The following is a 17,734-nucleotide window of genomic DNA, read 5'->3' as shown; positions in this document are numbered from 1 at the left end:
TCAGGATCTCTTTATTCCGCAAGACGCATTGAAGGTCGCTGTAGATGCATTTCACGGCCCGCTGGACTTTCTGCTCTATATAAATCCGCAAGAGGAACTTCGGCGCTTACGGAGCATCACCAGCCACCTAACCCTTTCTACAGGGACTTCCCAATAAACCAGACAGTTCGGTGGTGGCCGATTCGATACGTGCCTTTCTGTTTTCCCTCAAGACGCGAAGTCGGATTCGATGCAGCGGCACAGAGAACAGACCGCACATCTACAGGCGGCCTTATTGCACTCGGATCGGTGCGGGCCCACCAACCGCTCAGCGGGGCTCCATTCATTCGCCGCCGTCGCCATGCTTGGCGCAGTACAGGGTTCGTCGAGCTTGCCTTCTGCCGGTCTGACCTGTGTGATGCATCTCCGAACGCATGTCTACGGGAAGGACTTCTGATTGGATGAATGACGGATCAGGCAACCCTGGCAATAGGTATTGCCAGCCTCGCGTCGGGCTTGACTGACACATGATTCGGATCGAACGCCCGGCCTTGGCCAGACGGTTCCCGGGTATTCGTCGACCTGCAGCAAGGAGGTGCTATGCGAAACGAGTTCGAGATGAGCTTGCCGTCTGCTGGTGGCGTTGGCCGCAGCGCACTGGCTTCGATCGGACAGCGGGCCTTTGAACAAGCACTGGGCGGGCCGGACCGCGTCCTGCTGCTGGCCCTGGACCTGTTGACGGAGGGCTGCGACCACGTCGATGTCTTTGAGGGGGACTACCGATCGAATGCCGAACGTCGGTGGGGCAAATCGGCGATCAAGGCCCACGAAGCCGTGCTGCTGGCAGCCAGCACCCACCTGCCAAGCGACCGGGCCTTCCGCAACGAGTACCTGGAGCGGGCCTTCTTGACGGTCACCCCCTACGCGCCGGTGCAATACGAGCGCAAGGACACATGGATCGACGCCTATCTCACGCGGCTCCACGAACTGCATCTCGAGGCATCGGAGCTGCTGACACCCAAGCACGGTCAGAGCGCCTATGGACAGGAGGGTATGTTTCATCCCGTCTGGTGCGCCGACCAGCTCTTCGTCCAGGTCCAGGCGTGCAACGAGTGGCCCCGCCGCCCTCACCCGGTCGGCCGGCACGAGTCACTCACGCAGCTGAGGGTGGAACTCGAGGCAGCGATCGCAGCAGCGGACCCACCTGCAGAGGCAGACGGCGCCGCGAGGCCAGCCGTCACCGAAGGCCCAGGCGCAAAGGAACCCAGCGCCTGACCAAACAGCGGACGACGATCCCCACGCTGATGAACTTCGGGGCAAGGTTGACATGAAGGTGCGCGTGGGCACGGCCTCCTGGACCGACAAGACGCTGATCGACAGCAAGCGCTTCTATCCGGCCTTCGCGAACACGCCGGAGAGTCGTCTGCGCTTCTACTCGACGCAATTTCCGATCGTCGAGGTCGACTCGAGCTACTACGCCATGCCGTCGGCCGCCAACGCGCAGCGCTGGGTCGAGCGCACGCCGCGCGGCTTCGTCATGAACATCAAGGCGTTTCGGCTGATGACAGGGCATCAGACGCCGCCCACCGCCTTGCCGGCCGACTTGAAAGACGCGCTGCCCCCTGAGCTGAGCGACAAGCGGAACGTCCATGCGAAGGATGTGCCGCGGGCGATCCTCGACGAGCTGTTCGAGCGCTTCAAGGCGGCCATCGAACCGATGCGGGCGGCCGGCAAGCTGGGCCTGGTGCATTTCCAGTTCGCCCCCTGGGTGCTGCACGTGCCCAAGGACATCGACTACGTCCGCTATTGCGTCGAGCAGATGCGCGGCACGGCTGTACGGCTGTACGGCTGTACGGCTGTACGGCTGTACGGCTGTACGGCTGTACGGCTGCGACCTGCGCTGTAGGCCGGTGGTGATCCAGCAGCGGGGGCCACTGGCCTGCCCGACCCCGGGGGCGATGCTTCGATGGGTCCGACGCGCGCGTGCTTCATCCCTGCTCCTGCGTGTTGCTTGGCCAGCGGCATGGTGCCGGGCGCCGCCTTTTTACCCAGCCAGGCGGCCCACGCGCGTGCCCATTTGGAATGACGACGCGGCCGCGGCGTGCCCCGACCTTCGCGCCGTGAGGGCCGAGGCGCTGCCCCGATGAGCAAGTAGACGATGGGCAAGGTGATCGCCGCACTCGAGGAAAGGCATCTAACTCATCCTTGGTGAGCCCGCACGGTCTCAAGCCGTGCTCCTCGACTGATTCGCTCCGAGGGCTGCCCGCCGATGTGTGCCCTCCGCCGCGGGGCCTCTAGCAGGTGCCTGGGTATGAGGTCCGACCGGCAGCTTCAGGGCGGCGAAATCAGGGCTGCGGACGTCACCTCAGGGTCGATTCCTGCCGGCGATTTCCATGCACTCGCGGCCACCGCCAAACCCGGCCGAGTAGGCCACCATCCGTCCCCGGCACGCGGTCCCACGCCCCAAGTCGTCCTTCAAGCTCTTAAAATTTCCTTGGGGGGTGGCTTTGGGGGTAGCTTCGGCAGGATGCCTCAGAAGCCCCATAAATACGGGCTCTGGAGGGACGCCTGCACCGTTGAGGCACAGGACTCAACCAGACGACGGGTGAATCGGCCAAGCTCGCATCGCCACATCAACGACCCCTTTTAGCTCTGCCTTGGTAGCACCGTCGCGCGCCTGCACCGCCAGCGCTGCATAAACTCCCAGGTAAAAGCGGCTCAAGGATTCAACGTGGACCGTTTCCGGCAGTTCGCCAACTGACACCGCCGTACGCAGCCTTGCGCGCAGCCTCTCTAGGCAGTCGAGCCTGATCCGTTTGAAGGTTGCACCGATGTCGCCCGGGCATTCCTCGCTAAGCGCACCCAGGGCCACCATGCATCCGGCCGGTGCCTTTGCGGACGCTGGGAGGCTGCGAACCGCCGCCCGCAGCACATCTTCCACAGCGGCTCGCGCGCTAGGGCCGCACGAGAGGCGGTCCCAAATCGCTGTCCCCACCGTACGGGCGTAGTGCTCCACGGCTTCGAGGTATAGGGCTTCCTTGCTTCCGAACGCCGCATAAAGACTGGGCGATCGGATGCCCATCGCCTCGCAAAGGTCGCTCAACGAGGTGGCAAGGTACCCCTTGCGCCAAAACGCATGCATGGCGAGCTCAAGCGCCTCCGTGCGGTCGAACTCTCTTGGACGGCCAATCACCGACATTGCGATTTCCTTTTCTGTGGTGATCGACACAATAAACCATTGACAGGGCAATTCAAGACGCTCAGACTTTCTGTGTCAATCAACACAGAAAGGATCTGGACATGACGCTGATCGGAAAGCGCGCCCTTGTGACGGGCGCCAGCAGGGGCATCGGAGCAGCCATTGCCAAGGCGCTCGCGGCAGAAGGTGCGGACGTGGCCATCACATACGAGCGGTCCAGTGACGCCGCCACCCAGGTCGTGAGATCAATTGCGGCGCTGGGTCGCAATGCAGTCGCTATCCAGGCCGACAGCGCGGACGCGGACGCGGTTCGAAACTCGGTCGATCAGACGGTGGACGCGCTCGGAGGTATCGACATCCTCGTCAACAACGCGGGCATCCTTCGGCTCTCCGCTGTCGCCGACATGACCTTGGCGGACATCGATGCAACGCTCGACGTCAATGTGCGTGCGCCCATCATCGCGTCAAAGACCGCAATTCCGCATCTCGGCCGTGGCGGCCGAATCATCAACATCGGGAGCTTCTTCGCTGATAAGGTCCCGGGCGGCGCCGGCCTGTCCGTGTACGCGCTCTCGAAGTCGGCGCTGACAGCGTTCTCGCAAGGTCTGGCTCGCGAACTGGGTCCGCGTGACATCACCGTCAACGTCGTGCAGCCCGGATCGATCGACACCGATATGAATCCAGCCAAAGGCCCTTTCGGCGAGATCCTGCGCTCGATCACCGCCCTTGGGCGCTATGGCAAGGTGGAAGACATTGCCAACATGGTGACCTTCCTCGCGGGGCCAAAGGCGTCCTACATAACCGGATCGACTTTGACGGTCGATGGCGGAGCAAACGCCTGAGAAAGGGTTTGAGGGCAAAGCCCTGCTTTGCCCTCAACGCAATCGGGTCTCGCCCCGTCGGCCACCCCGTTGGTGTAGGTGGGCTGGCACCGGTCATGTCACTTGCGTCGATGCCTGTGAACGCGCGGGCAGAAGACAATCTGATGGGTGATCGCCGAAAGGGCCCGTGGAGATCGGCCCCCTCCTGGCATGGCTCAATTCAACCCCGCGGCCTAGCTGGAATGTTCGGCGCGCAAGCCGGGTCAGTCAACGAGCTATTCGGTCCTGATCGTGAAAGCGCTGCATCCAGTACGGGTAGGAGAGCGGCACTTCGGAGACCGTGTCGAGTCTGGTGACCTGCTCCAGGCTCAGAGACAGGGTCGCCGCGTCGAGGTTGGACTCCAATTGTTCGGGAGTCCGGGCACCGACGATCACCGAAGCGACGTGCCGGCGCGCCAGCAGCCAGGCCAGGGCCACCTGTGCGGGCGAGGCGTGAAGCTCCGCTGCAGTCTCGTCCAGGGCGGCCAAGATGGGTGCCGCTCTGGCCGCATCGACGGGCGGGAAATTCAGCGTCGCGCGGCGCCCGGCCACCTCGCCCGTCCGGGCGTATTTGCCGCTCAGGAAGCCGCCGGCGAGCGGGCTCCAGACCAGCAGCGACTGATTGCTCGCCGCGGCAACGGGAACAATCTCATGTTCGATGTCGCGGCTGGTCAAGGCGTAGTGAACCTGGTTGCTCACGATACGGGCACGGTCGGTGCGGGAAGTAATGGCGTTCGCCCGTTCAACGTCAGCCGCGCTGAAATTGCAGACGCCTATGTGACGGACCTTGCCCTGGGTCACCAGGTCGCCCAGGACGCGCAAGGTTTCATCCAACGGGACTAGCGCATCGCGGTTGTGCAGCTGAAGCAGGTCGATGTGGTCGCGGCCGATTCTCTTCAGGCTGGTCTCGACAGTTCGCATGATGTGCGACCGGCCCAGCCCCACATCGTTCAGGCTGGGCCCCGTGCGCAACCGGACCTTTGTTGCCACCAATACCTTGCTCTCGTCCAGGCGCTGTGCGGCGAGCACCTGCCCAAGAACCTCCTCGGAGCGCCCTTGCGAATAAACGTCCGCAGTGTCGATCAGATTGACGCCGCGCTCCACCGCCATGGCGACGAGGCGGCCCGCCTGTTCGATATCGAGTCCGGCAATGGCGCCCCAGATGCCCGAGCCGGCGCCAAAGGTCATGGCTCCAAGACTCAGTCGCGAGATGCGCAGGCCCGTTCTTCCCAGAGTGCTGTATTCCATGGTGGTGCTTCCTGTGTGCGAGGGATGACTGGGCAGGATCAGGCCTGGTGCGACACCATGTCGCGCAGCACCGTCTCCAGTTCGACCTGACCCCGAAGCACGTCGTCGTGGCGCCCTTCGAAGTCGATCCAGCCTTCGTTGAACCCGTCGAGCATCCGGATGCGCTGCAGCGGCTGCTTCATGCCCTGGGAACGGAACAGAAGCTCCCAGGTCGTGCGGGCGACGGTTTCGGCATGCACGGGGCGATCGAAGATCCGGGCGAAGGCCGCGGCGATGTCGTCGGGGCTCACGCGGCGTGGGCCTTCGAGCTCGACGACTCGCGTGCCCGTCCAAGCCTGCTGCAACAATTCCGCCGCCACTCGGCCCACATCAGCGGTGGCAACCATCGGCACAGGCTTGTCCAGCGGTTGGAGGTAGCTGGCGACGATGCCGCGGTCGCGGGCGGATGCGATGTCCCATGCCGCGTTTTCCATGAACCAGCCGGGCCGAAGGAAGGTCACCGGCATCGGCAGCTTCCGCAGCGCCACCTCGATCATCGTGCGCTGGGTGAGCAGGTTCACCTGCGTTGCCTGTGCGCCGATCGTGGACAGGCACACGACCTTGGCGGGGCTGGCCTTCACCAGGGCGGCCGACACCGCATCGATGACAGCGGCAGCTTCGGGAAAGCCGGGCGCCGGATCGAACTCGGAAGGCGGCAGGATGAAGACGCCCTGGGTTCCCGCGAATGCCGCGGCAAGTGCCTCGGCGTCTTCCATCCGAGCGCTGGCGATCTCGCATCCGAGTGCCGCCCACGGGGCTGCGCGCTCGGCGTCGCGCACGACCGCTCGCACCGGCAGGCCTGCTGCCAATAGGGTCCGGGCGAGCGCACCGCCGACCTTTCCTGTGATTCCCGTAATTGCGTACATGTTCAACCTCGTTGTCTGATTTGGTTAGTTGCATTGCTTGCCGCAGGGATGCAGCGGCAGCTTGAAGTTCACACGCGATGCAGCCCGCCGTAGAGCAATTGCTCGAAGTCCCCGTAGAGCTTCACGACGCGCTCGTCGAAGAAGGGCAGCATCTGCGTGAAGAGCGAGCCCGCAACTCGCTTGACGGGGTCGATCCAGAAGTAGGTGTTCAACAGGCCGGCCCAGCTCGCGCTGCCGGCACTGCGTCCATGGGGGCCCGGCTGCGTGTTGATGTCGAACGACAGTCCCCACTTGTGCGGCTGGCCCGGAAACTGGTCGAAGCTGTTCGACCACGAGGGCTGCGCCGTCTTCATCTCGCCGACCTGCAGGTTCCCGATGTGGTTGCGGAACATCGCCGCGACGGTGTCCGCCTTCAGGATGCGCTCGCTGCCGTGCCGGCCACCATTGAGCAGCATCTGAAGAAAGGCCATGAAATCGCGCGGCGTGCTGAAGAGGCCGCCCCCGCCCATGAAGAACTCAGGACGCTGGTTCAATTCGAAGGGCTCCGGCGTCAACGATCCGTCGGCTTGCCGCCTGTGCAGGGTGGCGACGCGCCGCTTCTGCGCACTGCCGATCAGGAAGCCCGTGTTGCGCATGCCCAGCGGCTCGAAGATGTGCTCGCGGAAGTAGACCTCCAGCGACTGGTCCGTCACGGCCTCGATCAGCTTGCCGACCCAGTCCATGCTGATGCCGTAGGCCCAGCGATCACCCGGCTCGAACTCCAGAGGGGCCTCGAACGCGCCATTCATCGAGTAGCCGATGTCGGGCATGCCCGTCACCTTCTCGTACTGGCTGATGCCTTCGCTCCAGATGCTGTAGGTATAGCCGGAGGTATGCGTCAGCAGGTGCCGGACCGTGATGGCCCTGCGCGCAGGACGCAGCTTCGGTTGGCCCGATGCGTCGAAGCCCTCGAGGATCTGCGGGGACTTCAATTGCGGAAGGATGTCGCCGGCCGCCTGGTCCAGGCTCAGCCGGCCCTGCTCGACAAGCTGCATGCAGGCGGTCGCGGTGATCGATTTGGTCATCGACAGCAGCCAGAAGATGGTGTCCGGGCCGATCGGCTCGTGAATCGTCGCGTTTGCCTGGCCGCGCGCACCTTGGTAGACCAAGCCTTGATCCGTGGCGCCCATGGCTACGACGGCGGCGACCGTTCCGTCATCGACTGCTCGCTGCAGCGTCTGGTCGATGGATGGATATGCGCGGCTGTGAGCCGGGTTCGGACCCGACGTGCGAGATGCGGCTTGGGTGTCGCGGCTGGCGAACGCGCTGAGCGTGGCTGCGGTAGCCAGCAGGCTTGACGCACCGCTCAGAAGACGACGGCGATTGAGTTCAGTGATCACTTTCTGTTCCTCTCATTGGGGCGAGGCGGATGTCTCGATGGGCGGATTCTGTGAAACACCCAAAGAGAACAAAATGACATGAATGACAATTTATAAGTGACAGCTAATCACTAATCGGCCACGACCGAACCGGGCACGGGGGTCGTACCTTTGGGGCTCCCGGCCCCCAGGCTGACCCCAGCGGATCGATTGCAGTTGCACCAGCAACGAGAAGGCGAAGAAACATGAAGATCAGCACCGACAACCTTTCCAGCGGGATCGGCGTGTTCGCCGCGGTCGTCGAAGCCGGCACGTTCGTCGGTGCCTCGGAAGCTCTCGGAATGTCTCCGCCAGGCGTCAGCCGGGCGATTGCGAGGCTGGAGAAGCGTCTGAAGATCCGGCTGTTCAATCGGACGACACGATCCGTATCCCTCACGGAAGGAGGAAGGCGGTTCTATGAGCAGGTGATGCCCCACCTCGCCGGACTGGAGGAGGCCGCCGCGGCTGCAGCAGGCAGTGCATCCGCCGTGAGCGGACGGCTGAAGATCAATCTGGATCCGGTCCTCTACCGAACGTTGCTCGGGCAACCTCTGGATGATTTCATGAGGGCCCACCCCGATGTCGAAGTCGAGCTCATTGCGCGCGACAGCCTCGGCAGCCTCGTGGTCGACGGCTTTGACCTTGCCCTGAGGTTTGGCGAACTCAGGACGTCGACACTCGTCGCACGAAAGCTGCTCGATTCCGCCATCGTGACGGTCGCTGCTCCGTCATATGTCAACCGCTTCGGTCACCCTTCGAAACCGGAGGACATCAACGGCCCCGCCCACAGTTGCCTGGAATTCCGGAATCCCGAGACTGGTGTGGCATTCCCATGGGAGTTCCATCGCAAGGGAAGGCGCCTCAAGGTCGAAACCGAAGGCCGGCTCACGGTCAATGACCCCAGTGCATTGCTCAATGCATGTCTGGCGGGATCAGGCATCGCCCAGATGCTGCTGCTGGGTGCAGAGCATCTGATTACCGCGGGCCTGTTGATCAACCTGTTTCCGGACTGGATGGATGAGCGCTACCCCTTGTACGCCTACTATCCGACACGACATCACCTTCCAGCCAAGACGCGGGCGTTTCTCGACTTCATTGTGGAACTGCTCGCCTAGGGCAACGTCGCTGCGATTACCGCCCGGCTTGCACGCTAGCCAGCCTTGCGCCAGACCTGCCCTTGAGGAAGAGTGCTTGGCGTCATGACCGTCCGTGTTCACGGCAACGGTGCTGATGTCAGGCCAGTCCACGTGAAGTTCAGCGCCGCGGCCATGGTCATCCCGGCCGCCCAGTCGATCTCAGCGAGATCGCTGCGAAAAGCTTCGACGCAGCCTCCACCGCAGGTGAAGTAAGGCGCAGCCGAGGTTTCGAATGCGAGCAGAACGGCTCACGCGCGCTTCTGATTCCCCGATGTCGCCTCGGCGATGACGACAGAGGCTTCGCTGTAGAACTCGCGGCCCGGCTCCCGCCGAATGTCGGACTCTCGGCCTTCCGCCTAGGCGATCTGTCCCTCCGCTGGGTCAAGGATCCGTTTCGGCAACGGCGCCCACATCGCAACCGACTCTCTCGTCGGTCATCGATCCGGCAGTCGAAGACATGGCCGGCTCAATGGCGACGGAGGACAGTCCATATCCTTGCGAAATGAGTGGGTATACGACATCGTTTACCGTTCAACCCACAGGTAAACGACCACGTTTACTTTAGACAGATGCGGATAGAAATATCGCGTCAATCCTGCAATCGATGAAGTCTGAGGACCCCATGTCAGATCTACTGGAAAAGGTACTGGATGCCCACGGCGGCCTGGAGAACTGGCGCCGCGTGCGCACGATCGACTTTCGACTGACGCTCCGTGGTCGCGCACTCGAAGTCAAGCAGCAACCCAATGGACTGCGGGATGTCTTGGTCAAGGTCGATACGCAACAGACCAGGACGCTCATCACCCCCTTTCCGGTGTCGGGACATCGGGGGGTCTTCGAGACCGACCACGTGAGGATTGAGACTGCTGCGGGAGTGCAGCTGTCGATGCTCAAAGGACCACGGGAGTCATTCGCTGGCTATCAGCCCCAGACGCCATGGAGCGAGAGTCAGTTTCTCTACTTCATTGGATATGCGCTTCACAACTACATGACCATGCCGTTCCTGCTCGCCAAGGACGGCGTGCAGTGCGAGGAACTGGCGCAGCATCAAGAGAATGGTGAGACCTGGCGGGTTCTGAAGGCAAGCTTTCCTTCCGGAATGCACGTTCACTGCCGTGAACAGAAGTTCTACTTCAATGACGCAGGCTACCTCGTCCGCAATGACTACTCCCCGGATGTCTCGGGTGGATCGGCTGCTCACTACTCATTCGATCACGGCATCTTCGATGGATTTTTGGTCCCGACGCACCGTCGTGTGGTGTTCCGCGATCCGAGCGACCGGCCGCATCTCGCTGCCCCGTCGATTTTTCGACTCGACCTCGAATCCATCGTTATTTCATGAACTTGGACGGAACGCCCGCGTTCCAAACGCCTGCCATTGAATGCCATCGCTGGCGACGACTGGCCGGTGGACTACTTTTCGCCAGCGGCAATCTACGAATAAAGGACAGACTATGACACTCTCTGACAAGGTAATTCTCGTGACCGGTGCGAACCGAGGAATTGGCGCCGCGATCGTCCGAGAGATTCTGAAAACCGGAGTAGCGAAGATCTACGCCGCCGCCCGCACACTGGCAACATTGCCCTCGTTCACAGACTCGCGGGTCGTACCACTCCAGCTTGATATCAACGACGACGCATCGGTCAGGGCCGCTGCCGCCGTGGCGAAGGACGTCGACGTGCTCATCAACAACGCCGGCTCCCTTGCCTTCGGGGACTACATCTCTAGCGAATGGAGAACCTTTGAAGACGACATGCAGACCAACTTCTTCGGCACGCTGCGTGTGCTAAGAGCGTTCACGCCGCAGTTCATCTCGCGCAAGTCTGGAACCATCGCAAACATCAGCAGTGTTGTAGGCCTCTCTGCCATCCCTGTCATGGCGGGCTACTCAGCATCGAAGGCCGCATTGCACTCCCTCACGCAGTCCCTGCGCGGGAGCATGGAGAAGCACAACATCACCGTCTTGGGCATCTACCCCGGCCCGATCGAGACCGAGCTCTCGACTCCTGTCCCGTATCCGGACAAGGCAACACCGGAGCATGCCGCGATCAACATCGTGAAAGGCATCGTTGAAGGCCAAACCTACATCTTTCCTGATCCGATGGCGCAGCAGGCAGAGCAACTGTGGTCCACCGACAACCGAAAGTTGGAGCACCGCACGCTGCATCTCGGCTCGTGAAGATCACCTCAAACGAATCATCCGCTCCCGCAATTCCCACGTTCCCCTGTACCTTACCAAACGAAGAAATGAAAGAAAGTCAAATGAATCTCTCAAAGCGACTTCTGGTGCTGCCCGTCCTGCTTGCCGGTGCCTTGGCCGTTGGACCGAACGCGCAGGCCGACACTAGGCACGATCCGTCCAGCATGCATGGCCGTGATGAGGAGTGCCGTGCCGGTACCTACAATCCCATTGTCGGCATCTGGGACGGGCACCTGGACTTCCAATTGCTCGGGAAAGCCACGGTGATCGTCTCCATCAATCAGGGTGGCACCTTTACCGAAACGGACTCGGTGGATCTGAACACTACGGTGGGCAATACGAGTCCGGGCTATGCAGCATGGGCGGCCAAGGATTGCCGCCACTACACGTTGACCATCCATAAAATGCTCTTCGATCCAAAGTCTGGTCAATTCTCCAAGGTCATCCTCCCGGGCACCATTGTGTTGAGCGAAGACGGCCAGAGCTGGACCGTGGACCTGAAGCAGGAGATCTACAACCAGGCCGGCCAGTTGGCTGCGACAGGCACCGTCACCGGCGTGGCGCAGCGAGTCAAAGCAGGCTCTGCAGACTGACGAGGAACTGGGCTGCGAGGCGTCCGTCGCGGATCGCGTCCAGCCCTTGAATCACACGTGCCCAGTTTTTGCGCTTGCAGCCTGGGCGCGTTCCGCACTTTCCAGGATCGCCGTTGCCGCATCCCTTGCGAGCAGAAAAGGGGCGACATCGTCTGCCGCGTGAGCGAGTGCCAATGCCCCCTGGAGAATGAGGTTCAGTTGCTTCGCCAGGCGTCTCGGCTCGGGGTAGCCCGCTCGCTTGCACAACTCTAGGAACTTCTCCTCGCCACGGGAACTGGCTTTGATCCCAAGCCTGACGATGTCCTCATTCTTGCCGACGTACTCCTGCGCGGCATTCATGCCCAGGCAACCTCGCGTCAGCATTCGATCGGAGAACTTGCGAGCGTTGAAGAACTCAATGATCTGCTCTCGCGCGTCGAGGATGTGCTCAACCGGGCCGAAAAGCTCGTGCACGACATTCGCGCCATACAGGCACAGCACTGCCTCTATCAAGTCTTCCTTCGATGAGAAGTACTTGTAGAGCGTGCGCTTGGAGATGCCACTGCCCGCCACCGCAGCCTCCATGCTCGTCGCATGGAAGCCGCCTTCAAGGAATCGATCAAAGGCGTACTTCACGATCTCCAACTTCTTGCCTTCGATCTCCAGCTCATTGTCCATTCGACGTCCTTGCGATCAAACAGATGCACCAGGTCAATCCATTGGCACATCCACCTGTACTTTCCACCCAGTCCGGCAATCCGAGCGATGCCTGAGTGTTGACAGTGTAGACGATATCGTTTACCTTTGATTGTAGTAAACGATATCGTTTACCAGTGGGTCGACACGTCGCGGCGATGACCAAGCGGACCCACGTTGATCGCCAGGAAGTCCACCGATCGCCCACGGATTGCGTCGGCTGGACATTCGCTGCCAATGTGCTCAGGTCATCGCCCTCAACTCCTTCAGGAAAAGCTCTGAACATGCATACCCGTCGTTCCTTCTCTGCCCGGCTCATCACCGGCTCCGCAGCAGCGCTGGCAACCAGCATTGCTGTCGCCGAACCTCAAGACAAAGGCGCTGCATCCAATACCAAGACCTCGCGTAGTGGCAGTCCGGAGCATCCGACCCGGTATCACAGCATCGATATTGATGGGTCTCCCATCTTCTACCGCGAGGCCGGCGCGCCCGGTGCGCCCGTTGTGCTGATGCTGCACGGCTGGCCCTCGTCGTCGGCGATGTTTCGCGATCTGATTCGCGAGCTTTCGACGGATTACCACGTCTTCGCCCCCGACTATCCTGGTTTCGGCAACAGCGGCATGCCCAGTCGATCCGGTGCTGGCGTCACGTTCGACACGCTCGGCGACGTCATGAACAAGTTTGTGGACAAGGTCGGTATCCGACAGTTTTCCCTGTATGCGACAGATTTTGGCGGCCTGGTTGGATATCGACTGATGCTGAAGTCGCCTCAGCGCGTCAAGGCCCTGATAGCGCAGAACAATCCCCTCTTCCTGAGCGAAAGCCCGTGGTTCGGCCCCCTCGTTCCATACTGGAAGGATGGGACTTCCCAGAGCCGAGACAAGGCACGCGCCCACTACTTGAGCGCCGAGGTGGTCCGCGACCTTTACGTAGTCGGCGTGCGCGACATATCGTTGGTAGACCCTGAACAGTGGCAGTCGGATCATGCCCTTCTGCAGCGCCCGGAGGCTGCCGAAACCTCGCTCGACCTTCTCTATGACATTCGCACCAACGGTGCGACCTTGAAGGCGGCTCAAGAGTACTTCGCCGCTCAGAACCCGCCGGCGCTGATCGTCAGTGGCAAGAACGACATCCTCTTCTCCGGTGAGAACCAGTTGCGTTATCGAGAAGTACTGCCGGATGCGAAGATCCATCTGATGGATAGCGGCCATTGCGCACTGGCGGACAAGAGTGGCGAGATCGCTGAACTGACACGAGAGTTTTTGCGACGAGCGATCTGACAGCACAGCCTGTCGGGCCGCAAAAGAAGGTCTGCACATCGAGCCGAACGCACCGAGACCCGGCGTTCGCCGTCAATCGCCTCGGTTTAAGTTCGTCAGAACGGATATGCGGACCGTCCTTGAGTAACTTCGAGGCCACGATCCCAGTGCGTTCTTGAAACGCGATCGCTTCCTCAGCGATTCGACTCCCCGCAACGCCATGAACCTCAATGACATCGACTACCTGATTGCCATCGCGGAGCATCGGCATGTCGGGCGGTCGGCGGGGGCCCCGGGGTTGACCCAATCCGCGCTGACCACGCGATCTCGCGGCTAGATGTGCTGGCCGGCATTCCACTCTTCGAGCGACATCCAAAGGGCGTGCTGCCGATGGCCGCGGGCGAGGCCTTCATGCGCCGCGCTAGGCGCATCCAAATGAAGTTCGACGACACCGTCAACGAACTGCACCGGATGAAGACGGGTCAACTGGGGATCCTGCGAATCGGCTAAAGCCCGTCGACCGATACCGAGCACATGCTGCGACTGGCGGGCCAGATGCTCCAGGAGCGGCCGGCCGGCCGCCCGGCTGCATCTGACCGAGCGATTGATGCGCTACCTGACGGCGGACCTGAAGAATGGCAAGCTGGACGCCGTAATCCGCGCCACAGCCCAGCCCGCTTCCTGCCGACGTCGCCACCGTGCCGCTGTACGAGGACGAACTCCGCGTCCTTGCCGATGCGGCCCATCCGCTGCAGCGCCGCCGGGCAATGAAGTTCGAGGATCTGGCCACGCAACAGTGGCTGCTGCCCCCCCGCCGGACACACGCCTGCGCAGCGAACTGTACGTGCTGGTGGCCCGCTGCGGCATTGCCCCACTGGAGGTCCGCGCGGAAGCCGCTGCGACTAATCTCAACACGATGCTCATGCTCTGCGGCACCCGCATGCTCAGCTTGAGCTGCAGCTGGGCCCTGACCGATGACGCTGGAGTCGACCCTGGCAGCCTCGACGAGACCCACGCTGGGCGGCAGCCGCAGGCACGGTCTACTCGGTAGCACTCCGTGTCAGCTAGCTCATGGTGCCAAAAGCGCAGCCTCGCGAACGCGCATCAGCAAACGTCGCCGAATCAGTCCACTGGCTGGCCGGATAAGGAACCAATACGCACGGAAACGCCGATAGGCTGAAGCGTCACCACAGCAAACGCGGGTATGCGTTGTCACACGGGTGCCGCTGCCTTCAACTTGGGCGTAGAAATTGAGTACGAGCTTTGCCAATCCCGAAGCATTGAGTGCTACAAAATCTTGGGCGTCGATCAATGGGACCAGGCCATAGTCGGAGCGCCAAAAGCGGCCGGCCAGTCCGTATGCCAGCTCGCGGTCACCGTCGCGACCCAGAAGCGTGAAGTCGCCAGCACCGAACGCGGAGCGTCCTGCCAGGGTGGACTCAAATCCCAGCCGTCCCATCAAGCGAGTCGGCAGTTCTCGGAGCGCGATCAACCGGCGCGCTATCGGATCGTCGACCACGTCCGGCCTGCTGGCCGCGTCAAGAACAGCCGCTGGAGATGCTGGAACATAAAGGCTGTGTTCCTCCGCGAACTGGTAGCTCGGAAGAAAGTGGCCAATCAGTTCCATTGGTGCCTCCGCATCTCGTGTGCAATGCGTCCATTCTCCCATTCGGACGGCGCGGACAATCCTGTCTCCAACGTCGGGTGGCGGCTTCGAATTGCGGACGTCCAAGTGTCGCAATCGTTCAAGACCGGTGCGCTAGAAGCCACGACCATCGCCTTACCCTGAACTCGAAGCGAAGCTTCACGCACTGTCTGATTGCACTCTCTCCCGGAATTTTGCATGCCACACACAACTTCAGGGTCGGTCCGCTGTCGGTGTCGACACGCATGACTGTCGTTCGACTCGACGGGGATAGCTTGTGGTTGCACTCGCCGATTCCGCTGGACAACGGTTTGCGCGCCGAGCTCGACATCTTGGGCGTCGTGCGCGCGATCGTCACACCCAACAAGATGCATCACTTGTTCCTGACCCCATGCGCCGCGGCCTTTCCCGCGGCCGTGGTCTACGGTGCTCCGGGCCTCGCAGAAAAACGGCCCGACGTTCCGCGACTGCAAAAATTTCCTCGTACTGCAAGGTTGTTCCGCGCCTTCTGCGGTAAGTCAGGTCAAAGCTGACCTGAATCGCGTCTCAGTCGCTCACACCACCCGACCACACCACCTCCAGTTCGAATGCAATCGAACGCGCCAGTCCGTCCAGGTCGGGGAACAGAGTGGCATCCGTGATGTTCATCCGATACAGCTCACGCATGAATGCGTTCCGCAGGCTTGCGCGGATGACCAAGCGCTTGAGCAAGGGCACGGGCGCGTCGTAGTGGGCCAGGATCTGATCCAGTGGCTGTTGGATCTGGCCGGGAACGACGAACAGCCCCGACTGCGCGACCAAGCGGCTGTCCATCCTCGCCGGCTCGCCGCACCACAGGACGGGTCGGTCATTCATCGCGAAGTATCGGGCGAAGTTGCCGGGCCGCCGCGGATCGATGACATCGCGACGGAGGTCCGGTGAGAGGGCCGGTGCAGCTTTCCACAGCGCCGGCGTATCGAGCGAGAAGACGGCGGCATTCCCATCCGAGCGCTCCAGCGCGAAGAAGGCCGCAACGAATGGAGACTTCGTGAAGTCCAACAGGCGAGTCGGCGCGCCATGGTGCTGCATCATGGCCAGGCAGCGAAGGTCATCGTCAAGCACCTGCGGATCCGCGAGGTAGATGTGGGCCTTGCGCCGGAAGATTCGCAGGGCGCGTGCCTCCCGCTCGGGCCACGTGGCCTTGTCGGGGCAATAGGCCAGCAGGCGCCGATACAGCGAGCTCGCCAGCGGCCAATCGGCAACGCGCTGTCCGCGGAAAGCGCATCCATCGAGCGCATCCACGCACTCGACGAAATGCGCCCAGCTTCGGATTTCCAGCGTTTCCATGGTTTCGTCCCTCGGGTCGGGATGAAGCGACAGGGTCGCGTTCCGATCAGTGCGCCGGCAGTGGCTGTGCCATCACACGTCGCTCGCCGACGTAGAGTTTCAGCCCGCAGGCCAGCACGACCACCTGCGTGCCGATCAAGGCGCCGAAGCCGACCAGGAAGCCCATCCGCGGGGTGGCGGCACCGGCGATCAGGCCGCCCATGATCGTCGGCATGAAGCCGGCGACCAGGCTGCCCACGCCGTTGATCACCCCGTAGGCGCTGGCGATGTGCTCGGTCTTGGCGAAGTGCTGGGCCATGCTCGGATAGGCCGGGCTCATCAGGCCCCAGAAGAAGTTGGCCGCGATCAACGCGAAGGTGGCGGCGTAGCGGTCCTCGACCTGGATTGCTGTCAGCACCGACAGGCCCACGCCGATGCTGCAGAACACGAACATCAACGGCACCTTGGCGCGCGGCATCTTGTCGATGACGAAGCCGCCGATCAGTACCGCGACCACGGTCGCGTACTGCGGCAGCGAGGCCAGCCAGCCCATGTCGCGCAGCGAGAAACCGCGCGCCACCTTCAGGTAGCTGGGCAGCCAGTTGCTGCTGCCCCAGAGGTAGGACAGGAAGGCCGCAGTCATGATCGTGATCAGCAGCAGGTGGCGGGTCTGCAGCGCGCCACGCACGATGCGACCGACCGACACACCGTTGGACCAGGCTTGCGAGGCGTTGTTGACATGGGTCGGCATCTTCACGAAGGCGAGCACCAGCGGCACGCCCAGCACGATGTTGAGGATGCCCAGCGCGTAGAACGAACTGTCCCAGCCCTGCGTGGCCAGCAGGTAGCCGACCAGCGGATAGCCCAGCGCCAGGCCCAGGCCCGTGCCCATGTTGACGAAGGAGTTCGGCTTGCCGTTCTCCTCGCTGGAGAAGTAGGCCTTGATGTAGGCGCTGGCCAGCGCGAACACCGGTCCTTCGGCGACGCCCAGCACGAAGCGCGAGGCCAGCAGCAGTCCGTAGCTGTGGAAGTACGGCGAGGCAAACGTAGCCCCGCCCCACAACAGCAGGCCGATGATCAGGCTGCGCCGAACGCCCAGCACGGTCGCGGCGAAGGGCGTCAGCACGATCGACGAGATGCCGTAGCCGACCATGAAGGCGGTGGCGAGCAGTCCCTGGCTGACGCGGTCCGCCTTGTCCAGGCCGATGTGCTCGAGGAACGACGCATCCGTGATCAGCACCGCAATGTTGATCCGGTCGATGTAGGACACGGCGACCAGCACGAACAGCGTGATCACGCCGAGCCAGCGCATGGATTTTCCGTCTTGCATTT

18 protein-coding genes and 1 pseudogene are annotated in these 17,734 nt (G+C 62.2%); 11 read left to right on the top strand and 8 right to left on the bottom strand.

From position 1 onward, the window contains the following. Positions 1 to 579: 579 nt before the first annotated feature. Positions 580 to 1,254, top strand: coding sequence for a hypothetical protein (locus SNE35_RS26650; protein ID WP_320426073.1), 675 nt, complete (start codon positions 580 to 582; stop codon positions 1,252 to 1,254). Between the two features lie 52 nt (positions 1,255 to 1,306). Beyond that, the gene (locus SNE35_RS26645; protein ID WP_320426072.1) at positions 1,307 to 1,885 is read left to right on the top strand and encodes a DUF72 domain-containing protein; all 579 of its coding nucleotides are present in this window, start codon (positions 1,307 to 1,309) and stop codon (positions 1,883 to 1,885) included. Positions 1,886 to 2,569: 684 nt separating this feature from the next. Here SNE35_RS26645 and SNE35_RS26640 read toward each other — a convergent pair. Continuing rightward, the gene (locus tag SNE35_RS26640) at positions 2,570 to 3,208 is read right to left on the bottom strand and encodes a TetR/AcrR family transcriptional regulator (RefSeq protein ID WP_320426071.1); all 639 of its coding nucleotides are present in this window, start codon (positions 3,206 to 3,208) and stop codon (positions 2,570 to 2,572) included. A gap of 71 nt (positions 3,209 to 3,279) precedes the next feature. On the opposite strand from SNE35_RS26640, the gene SNE35_RS26635 reads away from it, so the two are divergent. Next, positions 3,280 to 4,020: a 3-oxoacyl-ACP reductase family protein gene (locus tag SNE35_RS26635; RefSeq protein WP_320426070.1), complete on the top strand. Its 741-nt coding sequence runs from the start codon at positions 3,280 to 3,282 to the stop codon at positions 4,018 to 4,020. 246 nt (positions 4,021 to 4,266) lie between these two features. On the opposite strand, the gene SNE35_RS26630 is transcribed toward SNE35_RS26635, so the two are convergent. The 3 genes from SNE35_RS26630 to SNE35_RS26620 all read right to left on the bottom strand — a co-directional run bounded on the left by SNE35_RS26630 (position 4,267) and on the right by SNE35_RS26620 (position 7,570). Continuing rightward, positions 4,267 to 5,286 (bottom strand): aldo/keto reductase, encoded by a 1,020-nt coding sequence (locus SNE35_RS26630; RefSeq protein WP_320426069.1) that lies wholly within the window; start codon positions 5,284 to 5,286, stop codon positions 4,267 to 4,269. A gap of 38 nt (positions 5,287 to 5,324) precedes the next feature. Then, the gene (locus SNE35_RS26625; protein WP_320426068.1) at positions 5,325 to 6,191 is read right to left on the bottom strand and encodes an NmrA family NAD(P)-binding protein; all 867 of its coding nucleotides are present in this window, start codon (positions 6,189 to 6,191) and stop codon (positions 5,325 to 5,327) included. A gap of 68 nt (positions 6,192 to 6,259) precedes the next feature. Continuing rightward, on the bottom strand, positions 6,260 to 7,570 hold the full coding sequence (locus SNE35_RS26620; RefSeq protein ID WP_320426067.1) for a serine hydrolase domain-containing protein: 1,311 nt from the start codon (positions 7,568 to 7,570) through the stop codon (positions 6,260 to 6,262). A 224-nt stretch (positions 7,571 to 7,794) separates the two neighbouring features. Here SNE35_RS26620 and SNE35_RS26615 point away from each other — a divergent pair, with 224 nt between their 5' ends. The 4 genes from SNE35_RS26615 to SNE35_RS26600 all read left to right on the top strand — a co-directional run bounded on the left by SNE35_RS26615 (position 7,795) and on the right by SNE35_RS26600 (position 11,518). Further along, positions 7,795 to 8,703 carry a LysR family transcriptional regulator gene (locus SNE35_RS26615; RefSeq protein ID WP_320426066.1) on the top strand — a complete coding sequence of 303 codons (909 nt, stop codon included), beginning with the start codon at positions 7,795 to 7,797 and terminating at the stop codon, positions 8,701 to 8,703. A 625-nt stretch (positions 8,704 to 9,328) separates the two neighbouring features. Further along, complete coding sequence (locus SNE35_RS26610; RefSeq protein WP_320426065.1) at positions 9,329 to 10,066, top strand: hypothetical protein; 738 nt, start codon at positions 9,329 to 9,331, stop codon at positions 10,064 to 10,066. 112 nt (positions 10,067 to 10,178) lie between these two features. Beyond that, positions 10,179 to 10,904: an SDR family NAD(P)-dependent oxidoreductase gene (locus tag SNE35_RS26605; RefSeq protein WP_320426064.1), complete on the top strand. Its 726-nt coding sequence runs from the start codon at positions 10,179 to 10,181 to the stop codon at positions 10,902 to 10,904. An 83-nt stretch (positions 10,905 to 10,987) separates the two neighbouring features. Continuing rightward, positions 10,988 to 11,518: a hypothetical protein gene (locus SNE35_RS26600; RefSeq protein WP_320426063.1), complete on the top strand. Its 531-nt coding sequence runs from the start codon at positions 10,988 to 10,990 to the stop codon at positions 11,516 to 11,518. Positions 11,519 to 11,569: 51 nt separating this feature from the next. Here SNE35_RS26600 and SNE35_RS26595 read toward each other — a convergent pair whose 3' ends face one another. Then, positions 11,570 to 12,175 (bottom strand): TetR/AcrR family transcriptional regulator, encoded by a 606-nt coding sequence (locus SNE35_RS26595; RefSeq protein WP_320426062.1) that lies wholly within the window; start codon positions 12,173 to 12,175, stop codon positions 11,570 to 11,572. A 302-nt stretch (positions 12,176 to 12,477) separates the two neighbouring features. Between SNE35_RS26595 and SNE35_RS26590 the strand changes: the two genes are divergently transcribed. The 3 genes and pseudogenes from SNE35_RS26590 to SNE35_RS32145 form a co-directional block, all read left to right on the top strand. Further along, positions 12,478 to 13,473 (top strand): alpha/beta fold hydrolase, encoded by a 996-nt coding sequence (locus SNE35_RS26590; RefSeq protein ID WP_320426061.1) that lies wholly within the window; start codon positions 12,478 to 12,480, stop codon positions 13,471 to 13,473. Between the two features lie 318 nt (positions 13,474 to 13,791). Next, a complete protein-coding gene (locus SNE35_RS26585; protein WP_320426060.1) occupies positions 13,792 to 13,962 on the top strand; it encodes a hypothetical protein in 171 nt (56 codons plus the stop codon). A 176-nt stretch (positions 13,963 to 14,138) separates the two neighbouring features. Beyond that, a pseudogene (locus tag SNE35_RS32145) lies at positions 14,139 to 14,405 on the top strand (LysR substrate-binding domain-containing protein); the annotation flags it as partial. A 116-nt stretch (positions 14,406 to 14,521) separates the two neighbouring features. Here the strand turns inward: SNE35_RS32145 and SNE35_RS26580 are convergent. Continuing rightward, the gene (locus SNE35_RS26580; protein ID WP_320426059.1) at positions 14,522 to 15,079 is read right to left on the bottom strand and encodes a hypothetical protein; all 558 of its coding nucleotides are present in this window, start codon (positions 15,077 to 15,079) and stop codon (positions 14,522 to 14,524) included. On the opposite strand from SNE35_RS26580, the gene SNE35_RS26575 reads away from it, so the two are divergent. After that, complete coding sequence (locus SNE35_RS26575) at positions 15,010 to 15,630, top strand: DUF4336 domain-containing protein (protein ID WP_320426058.1); 621 nt, start codon at positions 15,010 to 15,012, stop codon at positions 15,628 to 15,630. The genes SNE35_RS26580 and SNE35_RS26575 overlap by 70 nt on opposite strands. Before the next feature lie 13 nt (positions 15,631 to 15,643). Here SNE35_RS26575 and SNE35_RS26570 read toward each other — a convergent pair whose 3' ends face one another. Together SNE35_RS26570 and SNE35_RS26565 are read right to left on the bottom strand one after the other, a co-directional pair. After that, entirely contained in the window at positions 15,644 to 16,423 is a 780-nt protein-coding gene (locus tag SNE35_RS26570) for an FRG domain-containing protein (RefSeq protein ID WP_320426057.1), read from the bottom strand. 46 nt (positions 16,424 to 16,469) lie between these two features. Beyond that, the gene (locus tag SNE35_RS26565) at positions 16,470 to 17,732 is read right to left on the bottom strand and encodes an MFS transporter (protein ID WP_320426056.1); all 1,263 of its coding nucleotides are present in this window, start codon (positions 17,730 to 17,732) and stop codon (positions 16,470 to 16,472) included. Between the last annotated feature and the right edge of the window lie 2 nt (positions 17,733 to 17,734).

The sequence above is a fragment of the Roseateles agri genome (assembly GCF_034043675.1).
Taxonomy (GTDB): domain Bacteria; phylum Pseudomonadota; class Gammaproteobacteria; order Burkholderiales; family Burkholderiaceae_C; genus KK5.
This window is presented reverse-complemented; position numbering and strand designations above follow the sequence as displayed.

What these genes read in the sequence shown, in the direction of transcription:
- SNE35_RS26650 (WP_320426073.1), top strand. Translation starts at nt 580, where the DNA reads ATGCGAAACGAGTTCGAGATGAGCTTGCCGTCTGCTGGTGGCGTTGGC.
- SNE35_RS26625 (WP_320426068.1), bottom strand. Translation starts at nt 6,191, where the DNA reads ATGTACGCAATTACGGGAATCACAGGAAAGGTCGGCGGTGCGCTCGCC.
- SNE35_RS26645 (WP_320426072.1), top strand. Translation starts at nt 1,307, where the DNA reads ATGAAGGTGCGCGTGGGCACGGCCTCCTGGACCGACAAGACGCTGATC.
- SNE35_RS26600 (WP_320426063.1), top strand. Translation starts at nt 10,988, where the DNA reads ATGAATCTCTCAAAGCGACTTCTGGTGCTGCCCGTCCTGCTTGCCGGT.
- SNE35_RS26595 (WP_320426062.1), bottom strand. Translation starts at nt 12,175, where the DNA reads ATGGACAATGAGCTGGAGATCGAAGGCAAGAAGTTGGAGATCGTGAAG.
- SNE35_RS26610 (WP_320426065.1), top strand. Translation starts at nt 9,329, where the DNA reads ATGAAGTCTGAGGACCCCATGTCAGATCTACTGGAAAAGGTACTGGAT.
- SNE35_RS26580 (WP_320426059.1), bottom strand. Translation starts at nt 15,079, where the DNA reads ATGGAACTGATTGGCCACTTTCTTCCGAGCTACCAGTTCGCGGAGGAA.
- SNE35_RS26630 (WP_320426069.1), bottom strand. Translation starts at nt 5,286, where the DNA reads ATGGAATACAGCACTCTGGGAAGAACGGGCCTGCGCATCTCGCGACTG.
- SNE35_RS26590 (WP_320426061.1), top strand. Translation starts at nt 12,478, where the DNA reads ATGCATACCCGTCGTTCCTTCTCTGCCCGGCTCATCACCGGCTCCGCA.
- SNE35_RS26605 (WP_320426064.1), top strand. Translation starts at nt 10,179, where the DNA reads ATGACACTCTCTGACAAGGTAATTCTCGTGACCGGTGCGAACCGAGGA.
- SNE35_RS26565 (WP_320426056.1), bottom strand. Translation starts at nt 17,732, where the DNA reads ATGCAAGACGGAAAATCCATGCGCTGGCTCGGCGTGATCACGCTGTTC.
- SNE35_RS26575 (WP_320426058.1), top strand. Translation starts at nt 15,010, where the DNA reads ATGCTGGAACATAAAGGCTGTGTTCCTCCGCGAACTGGTAGCTCGGAA.
- SNE35_RS26635 (WP_320426070.1), top strand. Translation starts at nt 3,280, where the DNA reads ATGACGCTGATCGGAAAGCGCGCCCTTGTGACGGGCGCCAGCAGGGGC.
- SNE35_RS26570 (WP_320426057.1), bottom strand. Translation starts at nt 16,423, where the DNA reads ATGGAAACGCTGGAAATCCGAAGCTGGGCGCATTTCGTCGAGTGCGTG.
- SNE35_RS26615 (WP_320426066.1), top strand. Translation starts at nt 7,795, where the DNA reads ATGAAGATCAGCACCGACAACCTTTCCAGCGGGATCGGCGTGTTCGCC.